The sequence below is a fragment of the Agrobacterium rosae genome (assembly GCF_002915175.1).
GTDB classification, from domain to species: Bacteria; Pseudomonadota; Alphaproteobacteria; order Rhizobiales; family Rhizobiaceae; genus Agrobacterium; species Agrobacterium rosae.
Genome location: NZ_NXEJ01000002.1, coordinates 337,432 through 353,549, shown reverse-complemented (window position 1 = coordinate 353,549; position 16,118 = coordinate 337,432). Strand labels below are relative to the sequence as shown.

Genomic DNA, 16,118 nt, shown 5'->3' with positions numbered 1-16,118 from the left:
TCACGTTGTCAAACACAGAGGTCTCCCTCATGAAAAAACTGATTATTGCCAGTGCCGCGCTTTTCCTCGCGGCAGGTTCGACGTTTGCCCAGCAGCCACCACCGCCACCTCCAGGTGCGCCGGATGCCGGTCAACAGGCTGATGCGCCGCCTCCCCCACCGCCGCCACCAGGTGCGGGTCCGAGAGCCGATGCCCCTCCTCCACCGCCACCCGGCCATTGGGGTCCGAAAGATGGTGGTCCAAGAGACGGCGGGCCGCGTGAGCGCATGATGATGCCGCCACCATCCAAGGGTGCGCATTTCCGCATCGAGCAGGGTGAAACCAAGATTGACATCAAATGTGCCGACGACGAGCCCATGAAGGCTTGCGCTGACATCATGATGCAGTTGATCGACAAGATTAACGAGTAGCATTGCCTGCGATGACAGGAGGCGGCGCATTCATGCGCCGCTTCACGAAAAACGAACGGTTGCCTTCAACCCACGCCCCCCAGCACCGTCTTCCAACGACAGACGCCCTTTGAACAGTGTCGCAATTTCCTCGACGATCGAAAGCCCCAGACCCGCGCCGGGAGCTGCATTGCCATCGCCTCTTGCAAAACGCTGCCGCACCACATCGCGCTTTTCCGCCGAGATACCAGGACCGTTGTCCTCCACCTCCAGAAAAGCGACGCCATCGACCTTTCCGACCCTCACGGTCACTTCCGCACCTTGGCCTGCATAGGCGATTGCATTGCTGATGAGATTGCCGAGCAACTCGCCCAGCAAAAGCGGGTCTGCCGGGATGCTGGCTGTTTCAATCAGCTCGAAGCCGAGATCGATCCCCGCCTCTGCGGCAACAGGCACGTAATCGGCAGTAACAGACTGTGCCAGCGATACGAGATCGACGTCGACAAGCCTTTGCTTTTCACCTGATCCCGCCGCATCGATATTGGCCATGCGCAAAAGCTGCGCCAGAATATGTTCGGCGTGCGCCACCGATGCATCACCCTTATGCGCTGCGGCCTGCGCCTCCTGCAAGGTAGATGCCCGCGCGGACAGCGCAAGCTGAGTGCGGATGATAGCCAGCGGCGTCCTGAGCTGATGGCTGGCATTGCCGGTAAAATGCCGCAGCGCATCCAGCGCCGATTGCAGCCGCACCATGAAGGAATTGACGGTTTCCACGAGGTTCTCGACCTCAACAGGCACCGATTGCCGTATGGGATGCAGGTCATTGGGGCTGCGCTCATCGATTGCCTCACTCAACCGGTAAAGCGGGCGTAATGAAATCGTTACCGCAATCCATACGATGATGGCGGCACCCACGATCATGAACAGAAGCCGCAACGCGGACCGCAGAATAATGGCCTGTGCCAGGCGACTTCGCGCAATCGTGGTCTCCGCCACCGTCACCGTGAATGGCACGGAATTGACTCCGGTCGATGCGAACCGTTCGATGGCCGCGACACGAATGGGCTCACCACGAAATTCGGCGTCCACGAAGATCGGCGCATCGCTGCGTGCCTTGTCCACAGAAGGCAGGTTTTGATAGCCCGTCAAAAACTGACCATTCGGCCCGTTGACCCGGTAGAATACCCGGTCTTGCGCCGCCGAGGTCAGCATTTCCAGCGCCACATAGGGAATATCGACCTCGAGCGAACCGTCTTCTGACACAACGACACGCTCGGCAATGGCAAGCGCAGAGCCTGATAATACGCGGTCGGAGACGATATTGGCGGTGTTGATCGCTTCGCGATAGGTATCGGCCAGCGCGATGCAGCCGATGATGGCTGTGGAAATCAGAAGCCAGCCAAGCAGACGCCGCCTCAGCGAATAGGCGGCTTGCTTCATTCCGCCATCTCCGGCAGTTTTTCGAGATAATAACCAATGCCCCGCGCCGTCTTCACCGTCAGCCCATGCGGGCCAAGGCGTTTGCGCAGGCGGCTGACATATTGCTCGATGGCATTACCGGACAACTCGTCATCGAAACCGGTCAGCGATTGCACGATGGCTTCCTTGGCCACCACCTTCCCGGCGCGCATGAACAGGACTTCCAACAACGCCACTTCGCGGGCGGGAATATCCAAAGGGTTGCCATCGGCGGTAAACGTGCGCGATGTCAGATCGAACGACACCTTGCCGAAGCTGACCAGCGACGAGCGCAAACCCGCGTTACGGCGCAAAAGCACCCTAACCCGCGCCTCGAATTCGGTAATGTCGAAGGGCTTTATCATGTAATCATCGGCACCGAGGTCGAGCCCCTTTACCCGCTCTTCCGGTGTGCCGCGGGCCGTGAGGATCAGCACCGCCGCCTTGTCCTGCCGGGCGCGCATTGAACGCAGCACATCGATGCCGTCCATTTCCGGCAGGTTGAGATCGAGAATAACGAGATCGAAATTTTCGGCAGCGATGGCGGCATCGGCAGACGCACCATCGGACACCACATCCACGGCATAGCCGCTTCCGCGCAACAGCGCCGACAAGCCCTCCGATAAAACCTGATTGTCCTCCACCAGCAAAATTCGCAAGCAGACGCCCTCCATTTGGATCAAATTTATCCAAGCCTTCCCGTCTTGTGAATGGCAAGGGCCTGCGGCATGATCTTTTCCATGCGTATTCTTCTGTCCCTCTGTCTTTTCTTGACTGCCGCCACCTGTTTGCAGGCGCAGCAGATGCTTTTCCCTGCCCTATCAGGTAAGGCAGATGCGGAAATGCTCGTGGTCTATTCGTCTCTGGACGAACCGCTCGCCACCCCCATGATCGAAGGTTTCCAAAGGGCGAACCCGGATGTGGCGGTTTCCTACGAGGATATGCTGACCGGCGAAATCTACGATCGCATTGTGCGGGAAACGGATGCGGGCGAAAAAACCGCTGATTTCGCCTTTTCCTCCGCCATGGACCTGCAGGTCAAACTCAGCAATGACGGTTACGCCCAACGCTCCGATCTGCCGATGAGCGCACGCTGGCCCGCCTGGGCCAACTGGCGCAACACAGCCTATGCGCTGACCTTCGAACCCGCAGTCTTCGTCTACCATAAGCCCAGCTTCCAGACCGAAAAGCCACCGGCCAGCCGCGCCGAATTCGTGGATTATCTGGAGCGCCATGCCAAGGACGTGCATGGGCGCATCGCGACTTACGACATAGAGCGCTCCGGCGTCGGCTTCCTGTTCATGTCTCGGGATCAAGAACAGTTCAGCGATATCTGGAATGTCATCAAGAGCATGGGCACGGCGGGGGTAAAAGTCTATTCCACCAGCTCCGCCATTCTGGAACGCATCTCGGATGGTCGCTTCGTGCTGGGCTATAACATCCTCGGCTCCTACGCGGCGGATTGGGCCTCGCGCCATCCCGATGTCGGCATCGTGCTACCCAAGGACTATACCGTCGTCATGTCGCGCATCGGGCTGGTGCCGCAGGCGGCAAGGAATGCGGAGCTTGGCCGTCGCTATCTGGAATTCTTCATGTCGAAAGAAGGCCAGACCATTATGGCGCGGCAGTTGCAGATACCGGCGGTCAGCCCTGACGTGGCGGGTGAGAACACCGCCAACATGATGCAGGCCATCCACGGCGCACAATTGCGACCGGTGCCGGTCAGTCCGGGGCTGATGGTTTATCTCGATCAGGTCAAGCGCGCCCGCATAATCGAGCGCTGGAACGAAGCTTTACGCGCCCAGTAGACGGATTTCAAAAATTAATAGACAGTAAATGCGCTGAGGAATTGCCAAGCGTCAGTTAGATGACAGCTTTCTGTGGTGCTGTGCAATTCTTCGTTCATCCGTGGAGGCGGACTGAAGAAGCGGGAGGAAGTCTCATCCGACAGATCGTTGTCCGGTTGCTCAAGTGCAGCCCTCGATGTCGGCCATGTGCGCCCCTTCCGCTATCATCACAACATGCCGAATGGCATACAAGGAGGGTTCACTTTGAAGCATTTCTTCATCGCTTCGCTACTCGCTGGCGCAATCGCACTTCCGGCAGCAGCAGCCGATTACACCATCATTGCTCCTGCAAACCCCGGCGGTGGCTGGGACCAGACGGCACGTTCGTTGCAGAGCGTGCTGCAGGAAGACGGCATTTCGAAGCGCGTCCAGGTTCAGAACGTTCCCGGCGCCGGTGGCACCATTGGCCTTGCGCAGTTCGCAAGCCAGCAGAAGGGCAATCCCAACGCGCTGATCGTCGGCGGCTATGTCATGGTTGGGGCTATCCTCACGAACAAGGCTCCGGTTACGCTTAAGGACGTCACGCCGATTGCGCGTCTGACCGGTGAATACGAAGTCATCGTCGTTCCGGCCTCGTCGCCGATCCAGAACATCGGTCAACTGGTCGAACAGCTCAAGAAAGACCCGGGTAGCGTTTCCTGGGGCGGCGGTTCTGCTGGCGGCACCGACCACATCACGGCTGGCCTGATTGCCAAGGCTGCGGGCGTCGATCCAACCAAGATCAACTACATCGCTTACTCCGGCGGCGGTGAGGCTCTGGCCTCCATCCTCGGCGCACAGGTGACTGCCGGTATCTCCAGCTATGGCGAATTCGAAAGCCAGGTAAAGTCTGGAACCGTTCGCCTTCTCGCCATCTCCAGCGAAGCCAAGATCGAAGGCATCGATGCCCCGACGCTGAAGGAAAGCGGCCTCGACGTCGTGATCCAGAACTGGCGCATGGTTGCGGCCCCTCCAGGCCTGACGCCTGAACAGGAAAAGGCCGTCAGCGCCGATGTCGAAAAGCTGGCGAAGTCTGCAAAGTGGCAGGAAACGCTGAAGACCAAGGGCTGGATGGACACCTATCTTGCCGGTGACGCTTTCAAGGAACAGCTTGCAAAGGACACCGCCTCGACAGAAGCCATCCTCAAAGACATCGGACTGGTAAAATGAGCCAGGGTTCATCCCCTTCCCAACCCACAAAGCGCCGCCCTGATTGGGCGGCGTTCGGCATCGCCGTCTTTCTCGTGGTCGTTGCAGCTGTGATCTTCTGGGATTCGGCCCGCCTTGCCAGCGTCACCGGTTATTCTCCGGTCGGCCCGGCAACCGTTCCTTACGCCATTGCCTTCTGTCTTGTCGGTCTGGCCATCTGGACCGGCTTTGAAGCATGGCGCAACGAGTTTCCGACCCGCGACAAGCAGGAACTGGGACCGGTCTTCTGGGTCATCGCAGGCCTTGCCGCACAGATGCTGCTGCTGAACATCGCCGGTTTCTCGATTGCCACCGGCCTGCTCTTTGCCTTTACGGCCCGCGCCTTCGGCAAACGCAAGCTTTGGTATTCGATCCCCATCGGTATCGTTTTCAGCTTCGTCATCTGGGTGATCTTTGCACAGCTGCTGCAACTGTCGCTGCCTGCTGGACCCTTGGAGCGGCTGTTCTTCTGACGGCCGATCCACTCGATAAACAACAAGACATGAAGCCTTGGTGCCCGCATTTTAAGCGCAGCAAAGACTTCACCCGACAGGGGGACAACTGTCCATGAGCACTTTTGATTTTCTGCTGCAAGGCATCGCTGTTGCTGCGCAACCGATGAACCTTCTTTATGCGCTGATTGGCGTCACGCTCGGCACCGCCGTCGGCGTTCTGCCCGGCATCGGCCCGGCATTGACCGTCGCGCTGCTTCTGCCCGTTACCTACCAGCTCGATCCTGCCGGTTCGCTCATCATGTTTGCCGGTATCTATTACGGCGGCATGTATGGCGGCTCGACCACATCGATCCTGCTCAACACACCCGGCGAAAGTGCGTCCATCGTAACCGCACTGGAGGGCAACAAGATGGCCCGCGCCGGGCGCGGCGGTCCCGCCCTTGCCACAGCCGCCATCGGCTCCTTCGTGGCGGGTCTGATTGCGACCATCGCGCTGGCCTTCGTGGCACCCTACATCGTCAAGCTGGCGCTGGTTTTCGGCCCACGCGAATATTTCGCGCTGATGGTTCTCGCCTTCGTTACCGTGTCGTCGGCCTTCGGTGACTCGGCGCTTCGCGGTCTCACCTCGCTGTTCATCGGCTTTGCGCTCGCCATCGTCGGTATCGACCAGTTGACCGGCCAGACGCGTATGAGCTTCGGCATCCCCGACCTGCTCGATGGCGTGGAAGTCACAACGCTCGCGGTGGCCATGTTCGCTATCGGTGAAACCCTGTTCATCGTCGCACAGGGCCAGAGCGGTGACGAAAAGGTCGAGGCCGTCAAGGGTTCGGTCTGGATGAGCGCACAGGACTGGGCACGGTCGTGGAAGCCATGGCTTCGTGGCACGTTGATCGGCTTTCCGATTGGCGCAATGCCAGCGGGCGGCGCTGAAATCGGCACCTTCCTGTCCTACGCAACGGAAAAGAAGCTGTCCAAACACCCGGAAGAATTCGGCCACGGCGCCATCGAAGGCGTTGCCGGCCCTGAAGCGGCCAACAACGCATCTGCCGCCGGTACGCTGGTGCCACTGCTGACACTCGGCCTGCCGACAACAGCGACGGCTGCCATCATGCTCGCCGGTTTCCAGCAGTTCGGCCTTCAGCCCGGCCCGCTTCTGTTTGCGACCAACCCGCAGCTCGTCTGGGGTCTGATCGCCAGCCTGTTCATCGCCAACCTCATGCTGCTGGTTCTCAACCTGCCGCTGATCGGCCTGTGGGTGAAGCTGCTGACCATTCCAAAGCCATGGCTCTATGCTGGCATTCTGCTGTTTGCAACGCTCGGCACCATCGGCGCGAACCCGTCCGTGTTCGAACTCGGCATGCTCTTGGCCTTCGGTATCCTCGGCTATATCATGCGCATCTTCGGCTATCCGATTGCACCTGCCGTCGTCGGCCTCATCCTCGGGCCGCTGGCCGAACAGCAATTGCGCCGCGCACTGGCCATCGGTCAGGGTGATCCATCGGTGCTGTTCACGTCGTGGATTGCCGTTGGCCTGTTCGCCGTCGCTGCCGCAGCATTTATCATCCCGCTGATCATGCGTATTCGCGGTCGCGGCCAGGTGTTGACGCAGCTTGCTGCTAACGAAGACTGATAAAGAGCTCCCTCCCAAGGGCCTGCCCCGCATTCGAAAGGATGCGGGGCTTTTTTATATCAGGAACGGAAAAGGTTGCAGTTCGTTTTAGTAGGATATCACCTTTTTAGGGAAGACATCATGCGCAAATTCGCTCTGCTGCTCGTCTTGGCGCTCGCGTCCTGCACAACCGGCGCCTCCGCTATCGAGCCCATTCCCGGTAGCATCACCTATGGCGGCCAGCCCCGAACAAAACTAACCAAGTCTCCTGTCGGCAGCACCTTCAGCCACGAGTTCGTTATGCAGGACGGCCGACGAGCCCATGAAACCTATCGCATCGAACCGGACAGGTCCTTAACGCTTCTCGACCGCGAAATTATAAGCGACCCCCCAACAGACAATTAACATATATTTGCAACCGCGGATGATGGAACGACTACCGCTCCTACCCGTTGATTTCCCGGACGTTTAAAAAACCAAAATATAATCGCGTTTCAGGAGAACAACATGAGAACCCACAAGACCCGAAACGATCTACCATCCAATACCAAGGCAACGGTCATAGGGCTCTTGAACGAAGCTCTGGCTTCCGTCATCGATCTGTCGCTGGTAACGAAACAGGCCCATTGGAACCTGAAGGGACCGCAATTTATCGCGATCCACGAACTGCTGGACACATTCCGCACCCTGCTCGATAAGCATAGCGACACCATTGCGGAACGCGCCGTGCAGCTGGGTGGCACTGCCCTTGGCAGCGTGCAGTCGGTCACGTCGACATCCAAGCTGAAGGCCTATCCAACGGATATCTTCAAAACTCAGGATCACCTCGATGAGTTGATCGAACGCTATGGTGATGTTGCTAATCTCATTCGCAAATCAATCGATGAAGCGGATGATGCAGGCGATCCGAACACCGCCGACATCTTTACGGCAGCGTCACGAGATTTGGATAAATCGCTCTGGTTCCTTGAAGCCCACGTTCAGGAAAAAAGCTGACCCAACACAAAAGCGCCCGGGCAACCGGGCGCTTGAACTTTTCCATGTCTTGGATCAGTGGCGGCGCATAACCGCTTTACCGATATCACGCAGCATGTCGTGATCGAGAATGCCACGCTGGGCGCTTCTAATCAGAACTGCCGCGCACTCATTGGCCACCGGACTGCTCCGATCTTCAAGGCACTCAAAACAAACGCCATCGAATATCGTCTGAAGATCAGTGACCTGTTGGGGTGACAACTGTGTACCCACACGTTGAAAAGCCACGTAAGACAAGGCCCATCCTCCCGAAAGATGCGAGTTATCTGTACTCATTCCTTGAACGATTATTTATTACACCTGATCGAATCGCGTGTCGAATCAGATTTTAACGAATTTTCAATGATTATTTTGCCTAGACAAGAGTCTGGTTGCAGCCGTTACTTTCATGTCACAACGTCAGGATGCCGCATGAAGATAAGCGTCGTTGAAGGCATCGTCAGTGGTCAGGGGAAGGCTATGCCGACGTCTAGAAGTGCCTTTTCGATGAGGTCGGGCGAGACCGGCTTCGTCAGAAAAATCGCGCCCGGTGGCAACACCCCTTCGGCGGGATCGTATCTGCCGGAAATGACGACGACTTTGATATCCGGCCAGCGCCGGTGCGCCACATTTGCCAACCCCAGACCGTTGATCGATCCGGGCATATCGATATCCGTCAAGATCGCATCGATCCGGTCTTCGGTTTCCAGCATTTCAACTGCCTGATCGGCTGTCGCCGCTTCTTCTGCCAGGAAACCTAGATCCGAGACCATATCAACCAGATCAAGGCGAATGAGCCCGTCATCTTCAACGATGAGAAGTCGCGGTTGCATCGATCAATGCTCCTGCTGAAAACTGGTCAGATCTGCCGAAATAACGCAGCGCAGACCGCAGGCTTCGTACAAAATATCAACACGCCCATTGGCGGCACCGGCAAGACCTGCCTTGATAAGCCGGGAACCAGAACCGACACGTTCCGGTGCGGCGACCTCCGGGCCACCGGTTTCCGTCCAAACGAGTTCGAACCTGTCTTTGGCCTCTCCGGTGATGTGCCAACTGATATCCACTTTGCCATCCGGCACCGAGAGAGCTCCGTATTTAACCGCATTCGTGGCCAGCTCATGCAGAATCAACGAAAGAGACAGGGACGGGCGTGAGCCGACGCGCAGATTGGCTCCTGAAACTGTAAACCGTGACGCCATGGGATCGTCGTGAACTTCGAGCATCTGGTTGACCAGCTTATGAACATTGGACGTTCCCAAACCGCCCTGGATCACCGTATCATGTGCCGCACTCAAAACGCCAATGCGACCCGAGAGTATTTTCCGGGCCGAATCCAGGCTCTCTGCGGAACGCAGCGTTTGAGATGCGATCGCCTGCACCATGGCGAGCTGATTCTTGAGGCGGTGGCCAAGCTCGTGCGATATCAATTCCCGGTGCTTCTGCTCGGCCAGCCGCTCCGTCACATCCTGCGCCTGGACCAATATGCCCATAATCTCACCAGAGGGCGCGCGCATTGCCTGATACACAAGGTCTATGAAACGCTTCTGCTTCTCACCATCAGGTCCGCGATTAAGCTCAACGGGAACAGCACGCGCTGCGAAAGGCTCTCCCGTTTTATAGACGGTATCGAGAAGATCGATGAAGCCCTGATCGACAACCTCGGACACAGCCTCGGCAACGGATTTTCCGATGATGTCCCGGCCAATGCCGATCATCGAATAATATTCTTCATTCGCAAATTCAAAGATGTGGTCGGGACCACCCAACGTGGCGATGCCCGCAGGTGACATTTCGAATATTTGCAGAAGCTTTTCTTGAAGGCTTTTCTGCTCGCGACGAACGATGATCTCGCCGGTGATTTCGGAACAGGCGCAAAACATTCCCAGCACCACGCCCGATTGATCTCGAACAGGCGTATAGGAAAACGAGAAATGCGTTTCCTCCGCATAACCCTTGCGATACATGATGAACTCTATGTCGTCCATCGACGTGCCTTGCCCAGCATAGGCGGCGGAAATGATGGGATCGACGGCGTCCCAGATGTCGTACCAAAGATCACGAAACGGATGACCGAATGCTGCAGGATGGCGATTTCCGCACATCGCGGCATAACCGTCATTATAGAGGGTAATTTGCGACGGACCCCACACGATCAACATGGGCTGCAAAGAGCCAAGCATGACGTTGACAAGCGTTTGAAGTTCGACCGGCCATGCATCAGGGGTGCCCAAAGGGCTGTCATCCCAAGCAAAATTCCGGAACAAATTTCCGCATTCGCCGCCGCCTACAAAATTCAAAGCTATCCCCGTACGTCCTAATGCCCCAGCGCAACAACTCGGCTGATCGCGTTTGGTTCCGCGCAATGTCCAGGCCATGGAACGACGGCCCCTTGGAGACGTTAGAATAGCCATTGGAATGACAACAGCAGTCTAGCCATATTGCGCAGGAGCGGTTCATGTCACGCGTACCGAAGAAGCAAGATCATAAAACCTATGACGTCAGGGACCGGTTGATACTGGCGCTCCACGCGCAGTTGAGAGCGGAACGTGAGACGCGTGAGGCGATGGAATGGGTGATGCGCAATGGTGGGCTTTCACCGGAAGTTCTGGAAGCCATGGCCTCCGATCCCATTCCGGTCGTTACCGCCGAGGACATGCAAATGATCGACAGCTCACTCAAGCATCTACAGCTTGAAACCGGGCGTGGGGGTGCACACTCATGACACGCCGGGCAAGCTGGAAAGGCCACATCAAATTTGGTGATTTCGCCTGCGAGGTCGGGCTGTATTCGGCCATCACCTCGTCGGAAAAAATCTCGTTCAATATCGTCAATCGAAAGACCGGCAACCGCGTCGAGCGGCAATATGTCGATAGTGATACCGGCGAGCAGGTCGACAAGTCTGATCAGGTCAGAGGCTTTGAACTCGACAATGGCGACCACGTCATCGTTGAAGGTGACGAAATCGCAGCACTCATGCCCGACAGCAACAAGGTCATCGACATCGAGAACTTCATTGCCTGCGACGACATAGATAAGCTCTATTTCGACCGGCCCTATTTCCTCGCAGCGACCGACGGAGATGGAGAGGATGCACTCAGCCTGCTAGCACAGGCCATGCAGCGGCAAAATGTGGTCGCAATTGCGGAGGCCGTGCTGTTTCGCCGCAACCGCAACCTCATCATCCGCCCGCACGGCAAGGCACTGATCGCGACGACCCTCAGTTTCGATTATGAGGTCCGCTCGCAGAACACCACCTTCAAATCCATTCCAGACATGAAGTTCGATGATGAAATGCTGGAACTTGCCAGCCACATCATCAAGAAACGGGCCGGAAAATTCGATCCCGCGGCCTATGCCGATCGTTACAACGACGCCTTGGCGGAACTGGTCAAAGCCAAGATCGAGGGTCGCCCAATCAAGAAACCCATCGAGGAAAAACGCGACAATGTCGTCGACCTGAAGGAGGCTCTGCGCCGCAGTGCAGCCGGAGACAAGGGTGCCATTGAAAAAACCGCCAAGAAGCCGGCCACCAAAACGAAAAAAGCGAGCTGACCATGGGCCTGCAAAGCTACAACGCCAAGCGCCGCTTCGACCAGACGCCAGAACCACGCGGCACCAAGAGCGAGGATCAGGGGTCGTCCTTCGTCATACAAAAACACGATGCCCGCAGGCTTCACTACGACTTCCGACTGGAAATGGACGGTGTTTTCAAGAGCTGGGCGGTGACGCGTGGCCCCAGCCTTGACCCAGAAGACAAACGGCTTGCGGTCCATGTGGAAGACCACCCCTTGAGCTACGGCGAATTCGAAGGCGTCATACCCAAGGGTCAATATGGCGGCGGCACGGTGATCCTGTGGGACAAGGGAACCTGGCGCCCGGTTGGTGATGCCAAAAAAGGCTACAAGAAAGGCCATCTGGAATTCGATCTCGATGGCGAGAAGCTGAGAGGTCGTTGGCATCTGGTTCGTATGCACGGTAAACCCGGCGAAACCCGCGAAAACTGGCTCCTGATCAAGGTCGAGGACGAAGAAGCCCGCACCAAGGGTGACAAGGATATTCTGGTCGAGGAGCCCAACTCCATCAAATCTGGGCGCGGCATCAAAGACGTGGCCGCAAAACCCGATGATACGTGGAATTCGAAGCCGGTCAGCAAAAAGGCCAAGGCCACTGCGGGAGCGAAGCAGACGCATGATTTTCCAAAAGGCGCACGCAAGGCAGCGCTACCGGATTTCATCCCGCCTGCCCTTGCAACCCTCAAACCCAAGCCACCCGCAGGCGACCGCTGGCTGCACGAAATCAAATTCGATGGTTACCGCGTTCAGGTTCGGATCGATGATGGCAAAGTGTCGCTTCTGACCCGCAGCGGGTTGGACTGGACGGAAAAGTTTGGCCCCCAGGTCGTCAAGGCGTTCAGCAAGCTTCCCGTTCAAAATGCGATACTCGATGGAGAGATTGTTGTGGAACGCGACAATGGCGCATCGGACTTTTCAGCTCTGCAAGAGGACTTGAGCGCCGGTCGAACGGACCGCTTCCGATATTACGCCTTCGATCTGTTGCATCTGGATGGCCAAAGCCTTCAAAACGGGGAGCTGATCGAGCGCAAGCATCTCCTCGAAAAGCTGCTGCCATCCGGCGATGCTGCCTTGAGATATAGCGAGCATTTCGAGGAAAACGGCGACATGATCCTTGATCACGCCTGCCGCCTCAGCCTCGAGGGTGTGATCTCCAAACAGAAAAGCAGCAAATACCTTTCAGGACGCAAGGGGCAATGGGTAAAGTCCAAATGCTCCAGCCGTCAGGAGTTCGTCATCGGTGGCTTCACGCTGTCATCCACCTCGGATCAGGCCATCGGTTCGCTGGCCCTCGGCGTCTACGATAAAGACGGTTTTCACCACGTCGGACGCGCCGGCACCGGTTTTACGGCGGATGTCGCGGAAAAACTGTTTCAGACGCTGAACCCCCTGACGGAAAAATCAAGCCCCTTCGCCGACAAGCTGACGGCGCTGGCCAAGCGCGATCTGATTTTCGTGAAGCCTGATATCGTTGCGGAAGTGGAGTTTCGCACATGGTCTGCCGATGGCAACCTGCGCCACGCATCGTTTCGGGGCATTCGAGAGGACAAGGATGCGAAAGATATCCATCGCGAGGATGCGCAAAGTTCCGCAAAGCCTGTTCCCAAAACCAGCGTGACCTTTAGCCACCCGGAACGGCTGTATTGGCCGAAGGACGGCGTGACGAAAGAAGGTCTCGCCGATTATTACGCGCAGGTCTGGCACCTGATGGCACCCTACATCGTAGACAGGCCGCTGGCCCTCGTTCGCTGCCCGGATGGTATCGACGGACCGCATTTTTTCCAGAAACACCCGTGGCGCGGCACCAACAAAGCCATCGGGCAGATTACCGATCCCAAGGATAAGCAGGGCGAGCCGCTGATCCGCATCACCGACTTCGACGGGCTGATGGCACTGGTACAGTCGGCAGCGCTGGAAATTCACCCCTGGGGCGCGACCACGCGCAGCTGGGAAAAGCCCGACATGATCACCATGGATCTCGATCCGGGTGAGGACGTGACCTGGAGCGATGTCATCGGTGCAGCACTTGAGCTGAAGCGGCGTTTTGAGGACGTCGGGCTGGCGGCCTTCGTAAAGACATCGGGTGGCAAGGGGCTTCATGTCGTCAGTCCTCTCAAGCCACAGGCAGGATGGACGGCGGTCAAGGCCTTCGCCAAAGCCATGGCTGTCAGCATGGCGAAGGATGATGGGGATAAATTCATCGCCGTCTCGACCAAGTCCAAGCGGCCCGGTCGCATCTTCATCGACTATCTTCGCAACGGGCGCGGCAACACCGCCGTTGCCCCCCACTCCTCACGGGCACGGCCCGGAGCTGCTGTTTCCATGCCGCTGGAATGGTCGGAATTGTCGGACGAGATAAGCCCGGATTATTTCACCGTCAGCAACATCGCGCCGCGTCTGGCCGCCATGAAGCATGACCCATGGAGCGGCTTTTTCGATGCCGCCAGGCCGCTGCCTAAATAGCGGAAATCGCTTAGCCTCGCTTTTCGGAAGCGAGGCTCTTCTTGAGGGCGTCCATGATGTTGATGACGTTTCCGCCACTCTTTTTGACAGGCGCGGATTTTGATTTCGACGTTGTTTTCCCCTTTTCCTTGGATTTGAGGAGCGCCTTGATCTTCTTCTGAACCTTGTCCTGAGTGACCGAAGGTTTCCACGCAATCGTGTTGTCCTCGATCCGCTTTTCAAGCAGCGAAAGCAGATCGGAATCGAGTTTCTGTTTGGGCTCAAGCGTATCCATACTCTCGCGAACCTCATCGGCATAATGCAGCGTCCATAAAATGATGCCATTGCCCGCGGGCTCCAGCAGAACGGCATGTTCCCTGCGATAGATCACCAGCCGCGCTATGCCCGAGACATTGTTGGCCTTCATCGCGTCCCTGATAACGCCGAAGGCCTCAGCACCGATCTTGTCTTCTGGTTTTAGAAAATGCGGACGGTCGTACCAGATCCAGTCGATGGAGCCTGCGGGAACGAAGGTCTGGATATCGATGGTCTTGGTGCTTTCCAACCCGACGGCGTCGATCTCGTCGTCTTCCAGCAAAACGAAACCGCCATCTTCCTTGGGAAATCCTTTGACCTGATTTTTATCGGCAACGCGGCGATGCGTCGTGCTGTCAGCGTAGTGGCTTTCGACGCGGTTGCCCGTCTTGCGGTTCAGAATGTGAAATCTGACCTTCGCGCTCTCAGTAGTCGCCGGCGTCAGGGAAACGGCCGCCGTGACGAGGGAGAGCCGTAAGTGCCCTTTCCAGAAAACGTGACGTGGCATGACCGTGAACTCCCTCATTGGCGCGTGTCCTAAACGACGCAGCGCCAACATCGTTGCCCGTCCCAACGAAAACATCACCTCACACAGTTGCGTGAGTGTCAGCGCCCGCAAACGAGGCTGTTGGAACAATAAGGAAGTCGCCGTTGTTAGAATTGAGAAACGCGCCCGCTCGAGGCCGTCGCATCCCAAATTTCTTCCTTTTCCCGCAATGGAGACTTCCATCATGACGACACCACAGCCTGTCCGCTACAGCGCCGATTTGGAAGAGATCAAGCCTGACGAGAAGCAGGTCATCGCCGATCTCAACGAAACCTTCGATGTCATCTTGACACGAACCGCCGAGGACTACGGTCACGCCGTCCGCTCCGTCCACGCAAAGTCCCATGGCATTCTGGAGGGAACGATGACCGTTGAGGACGGACTGACGCCGGAATTGGCTCAAGGACTTTTCGCCTCGCCGGGCAGCTACAAAGTCTATCTGCGCCTCTCCACCAATGCCGGTGATATTCTGCCCGATGCCATTTCTCTACCGCGCGGTCTGGCGATGAAAGTCGTCGGCGTCCAAGGCACCCGCATCGAGGACGCAGAGGGCGAAACGCAGGATTTCGTAATGGTCAACGGCCCCGTTTTCCAGGCTCCAGACGCCAAAAAATTTCACGGCAATCTGAAACTGCTTGCAAAAACGACGGACCGCATGGAAGGAACCAAAAAGGTTCTCTCCAGCGTGTTGCAGGGCGTAAACAGCGCGCTGGAAGCTGTCGGCATCTCGAGTTCCGCGGTCCAATCTCTGGGCGGCGCACCCAATATCGACCCGTTGGGCGAGACCTATTTCAGCGTCACGCCATTTCTGTATGGCGACTATGTCGCGAAGTTTCGCCTGAAACCGGTTGCCCACGGTCTTGTGGAGCTGACGGGCCGGGAGATCGACACCAGCATCGGCGACAACGCAATCCGAGACACGGTGCAGGCAGAAATGCGTGACACCGCTGGCGAGTGGCTGTTTCAGGTTCAGCTCTGTCGCTATTTGGAAAAACAACCGATCGAGGACCCCACGGTCGAATGGGATGAACAGGACGCGCCCTTCATCACCGTCGCAAAGGTCAGCGCCGCGCCGCAAGACAGTTGGAGTGACGACAATGTTCGCAAGGTCGATGAAGAGATGCGCTTCAGTGTCTGGACCGGCCTCGCGGCACACCGGCCACTGGGCAATATCAACCGAGCCAGAAAAGACACCTACCAGCACTCGTCGCAGTTTCGTGCAGGTTTCAACCGCTGTCCCATCCATGAGCCCCAAGAATAACGGGCTCAAAAACGCGCACTCTTTCTCCAGAATGATGGA

Annotated in this window: 17 protein-coding genes; 12 read left to right on the top strand and 5 right to left on the bottom strand. The window is 57.3% G+C overall.

Going from position 1 to position 16,118, the window contains the following annotated elements; all coding sequences use genetic code 11:
- Window positions 1-29: 29 nt before the first annotated feature.
- Window positions 30-410 carry a hypothetical protein gene (locus CPJ18_RS04415; protein ID WP_103657168.1) on the top strand — a complete coding sequence of 127 codons (381 nt, stop codon included), beginning with the start codon at window positions 30-32 and terminating at the stop codon, window positions 408-410.
- Between the two features lie 42 nt (window positions 411-452).
- On the opposite strand, the gene CPJ18_RS04410 is transcribed toward CPJ18_RS04415, so the two are convergent.
- Window positions 453-1,829 (bottom strand): sensor histidine kinase, encoded by a 1,377-nt coding sequence (locus tag CPJ18_RS04410; protein WP_103657167.1) that lies wholly within the window; start codon window positions 1,827-1,829, stop codon window positions 453-455.
- Window positions 1,826-2,506 (bottom strand): response regulator, encoded by a 681-nt coding sequence (locus CPJ18_RS04405; protein WP_077104206.1) that lies wholly within the window; start codon window positions 2,504-2,506, stop codon window positions 1,826-1,828. Before CPJ18_RS04405 ends, CPJ18_RS04410 begins: the two co-directional genes overlap by 4 nt.
- Window positions 2,507-2,587: 81 nt before the next feature.
- Between CPJ18_RS04405 and CPJ18_RS04400 the strand changes: the two genes are divergently transcribed.
- The 7 genes from CPJ18_RS04400 to CPJ18_RS26970 all read left to right on the top strand — a co-directional run bounded on the left by CPJ18_RS04400 (window position 2,588) and on the right by CPJ18_RS26970 (window position 8,158).
- Window positions 2,588-3,655, top strand: a complete 1,068-nt coding sequence (locus CPJ18_RS04400) for an ABC transporter substrate-binding protein (RefSeq protein WP_167397830.1) — start codon at window positions 2,588-2,590, stop codon at window positions 3,653-3,655.
- Window positions 3,656-3,898: 243 nt separating this feature from the next.
- A complete protein-coding gene (locus tag CPJ18_RS04395) occupies window positions 3,899-4,843 on the top strand; it encodes a Bug family tripartite tricarboxylate transporter substrate binding protein (RefSeq protein WP_103586752.1) in 945 nt (314 codons plus the stop codon).
- Window positions 4,840-5,334 carry a tripartite tricarboxylate transporter TctB family protein gene (locus tag CPJ18_RS04390; protein ID WP_077120209.1) on the top strand — a complete coding sequence of 165 codons (495 nt, stop codon included), beginning with the start codon at window positions 4,840-4,842 and terminating at the stop codon, window positions 5,332-5,334. The genes CPJ18_RS04395 and CPJ18_RS04390 overlap by 4 nt, the downstream gene beginning before the upstream one ends.
- A gap of 94 nt (window positions 5,335-5,428) precedes the next feature.
- Window positions 5,429-6,946, top strand: coding sequence for a tripartite tricarboxylate transporter permease (locus CPJ18_RS04385; protein WP_077120211.1), 1,518 nt, complete (start codon window positions 5,429-5,431; stop codon window positions 6,944-6,946).
- 120 nt (window positions 6,947-7,066) lie between these two features.
- Window positions 7,067-7,330, top strand: coding sequence for a hypothetical protein (locus CPJ18_RS04380; protein ID WP_103657166.1), 264 nt, complete (start codon window positions 7,067-7,069; stop codon window positions 7,328-7,330).
- 102 nt (window positions 7,331-7,432) lie between these two features.
- Window positions 7,433-7,921, top strand: coding sequence for a DNA starvation/stationary phase protection protein Dps (gene dps / locus CPJ18_RS04375; RefSeq protein WP_077104109.1), 489 nt, complete (start codon window positions 7,433-7,435; stop codon window positions 7,919-7,921).
- Between the two features lie 57 nt (window positions 7,922-7,978).
- A complete protein-coding gene (locus tag CPJ18_RS26970) occupies window positions 7,979-8,158 on the top strand; it encodes a hypothetical protein (RefSeq protein ID WP_188348520.1) in 180 nt (59 codons plus the stop codon).
- Between the two features lie 248 nt (window positions 8,159-8,406).
- Here CPJ18_RS26970 and CPJ18_RS04365 read toward each other — a convergent pair whose 3' ends face one another.
- Complete coding sequence (locus CPJ18_RS04365; protein ID WP_077120216.1) at window positions 8,407-8,772, bottom strand: response regulator; 366 nt, start codon at window positions 8,770-8,772, stop codon at window positions 8,407-8,409.
- 3 nt (window positions 8,773-8,775) lie between these two features.
- Complete coding sequence (locus tag CPJ18_RS04360; RefSeq protein WP_167397829.1) at window positions 8,776-10,173, bottom strand: sensor histidine kinase; 1,398 nt, start codon at window positions 10,171-10,173, stop codon at window positions 8,776-8,778.
- A 224-nt stretch (window positions 10,174-10,397) separates the two neighbouring features.
- Here CPJ18_RS04360 and CPJ18_RS04355 point away from each other — a divergent pair, with 224 nt between their 5' ends.
- From CPJ18_RS04355 to ligD, 3 genes are read left to right on the top strand one after another with little or no spacing between them, the layout of a single operon-like run.
- Window positions 10,398-10,664, top strand: a complete 267-nt coding sequence (locus tag CPJ18_RS04355) for a hypothetical protein (RefSeq protein ID WP_103657164.1) — start codon at window positions 10,398-10,400, stop codon at window positions 10,662-10,664.
- Window positions 10,661-11,494, top strand: coding sequence for a non-homologous end joining protein Ku (ku, locus tag CPJ18_RS04350; protein ID WP_103657163.1), 834 nt, complete (start codon window positions 10,661-10,663; stop codon window positions 11,492-11,494). The genes CPJ18_RS04355 and ku (CPJ18_RS04350) overlap by 4 nt, the downstream gene beginning before the upstream one ends.
- Window positions 11,495-11,496: 2 nt before the next feature.
- Window positions 11,497-13,977 (top strand): DNA ligase D, encoded by a 2,481-nt coding sequence (gene ligD, locus CPJ18_RS04345; RefSeq protein WP_103657162.1) that lies wholly within the window; start codon window positions 11,497-11,499, stop codon window positions 13,975-13,977.
- Window positions 13,978-13,987: 10 nt separating this feature from the next.
- On the opposite strand, the gene ku (CPJ18_RS04340) is transcribed toward ligD, so the two are convergent.
- Window positions 13,988-14,779, bottom strand: coding sequence for a non-homologous end joining protein Ku (ku, locus tag CPJ18_RS04340; protein ID WP_103657363.1), 792 nt, complete (start codon window positions 14,777-14,779; stop codon window positions 13,988-13,990).
- A 223-nt stretch (window positions 14,780-15,002) separates the two neighbouring features.
- On the opposite strand from ku (CPJ18_RS04340), the gene CPJ18_RS04335 reads away from it, so the two are divergent.
- Entirely contained in the window at window positions 15,003-16,079 is a 1,077-nt protein-coding gene (locus tag CPJ18_RS04335; RefSeq protein WP_103657362.1) for a catalase family protein, read from the top strand.
- Window positions 16,080-16,118: the final 39 nt, after the last annotated feature.

What these genes read in the sequence shown, in the direction of transcription:
- CPJ18_RS04415 (WP_103657168.1), top strand. Translation starts at nt 30, where the DNA reads ATGAAAAAACTGATTATTGCCAGTGCCGCGCTTTTCCTCGCGGCAGGT.
- CPJ18_RS04410 (WP_103657167.1), bottom strand. Translation starts at nt 1,829, where the DNA reads ATGAAGCAAGCCGCCTATTCGCTGAGGCGGCGTCTGCTTGGCTGGCTT.
- CPJ18_RS04400 (WP_167397830.1), top strand. Translation starts at nt 2,588, where the DNA reads ATGCGTATTCTTCTGTCCCTCTGTCTTTTCTTGACTGCCGCCACCTGT.
- CPJ18_RS04390 (WP_077120209.1), top strand. Translation starts at nt 4,840, where the DNA reads ATGAGCCAGGGTTCATCCCCTTCCCAACCCACAAAGCGCCGCCCTGAT.
- CPJ18_RS04385 (WP_077120211.1), top strand. Translation starts at nt 5,429, where the DNA reads ATGAGCACTTTTGATTTTCTGCTGCAAGGCATCGCTGTTGCTGCGCAA.
- CPJ18_RS04380 (WP_103657166.1), top strand. Translation starts at nt 7,067, where the DNA reads ATGCGCAAATTCGCTCTGCTGCTCGTCTTGGCGCTCGCGTCCTGCACA.
- dps (WP_077104109.1), top strand. Translation starts at nt 7,433, where the DNA reads ATGAGAACCCACAAGACCCGAAACGATCTACCATCCAATACCAAGGCA.
- CPJ18_RS04365 (WP_077120216.1), bottom strand. Translation starts at nt 8,772, where the DNA reads ATGCAACCGCGACTTCTCATCGTTGAAGATGACGGGCTCATTCGCCTT.
- CPJ18_RS04355 (WP_103657164.1), top strand. Translation starts at nt 10,398, where the DNA reads ATGTCACGCGTACCGAAGAAGCAAGATCATAAAACCTATGACGTCAGG.
- ku (WP_103657163.1), top strand. Translation starts at nt 10,661, where the DNA reads ATGACACGCCGGGCAAGCTGGAAAGGCCACATCAAATTTGGTGATTTC.
- ligD (WP_103657162.1), top strand. Translation starts at nt 11,497, where the DNA reads ATGGGCCTGCAAAGCTACAACGCCAAGCGCCGCTTCGACCAGACGCCA.
- ku (WP_103657363.1), bottom strand. Translation starts at nt 14,779, where the DNA reads ATGCCACGTCACGTTTTCTGGAAAGGGCACTTACGGCTCTCCCTCGTC.
- CPJ18_RS04335 (WP_103657362.1), top strand. Translation starts at nt 15,003, where the DNA reads ATGACGACACCACAGCCTGTCCGCTACAGCGCCGATTTGGAAGAGATC.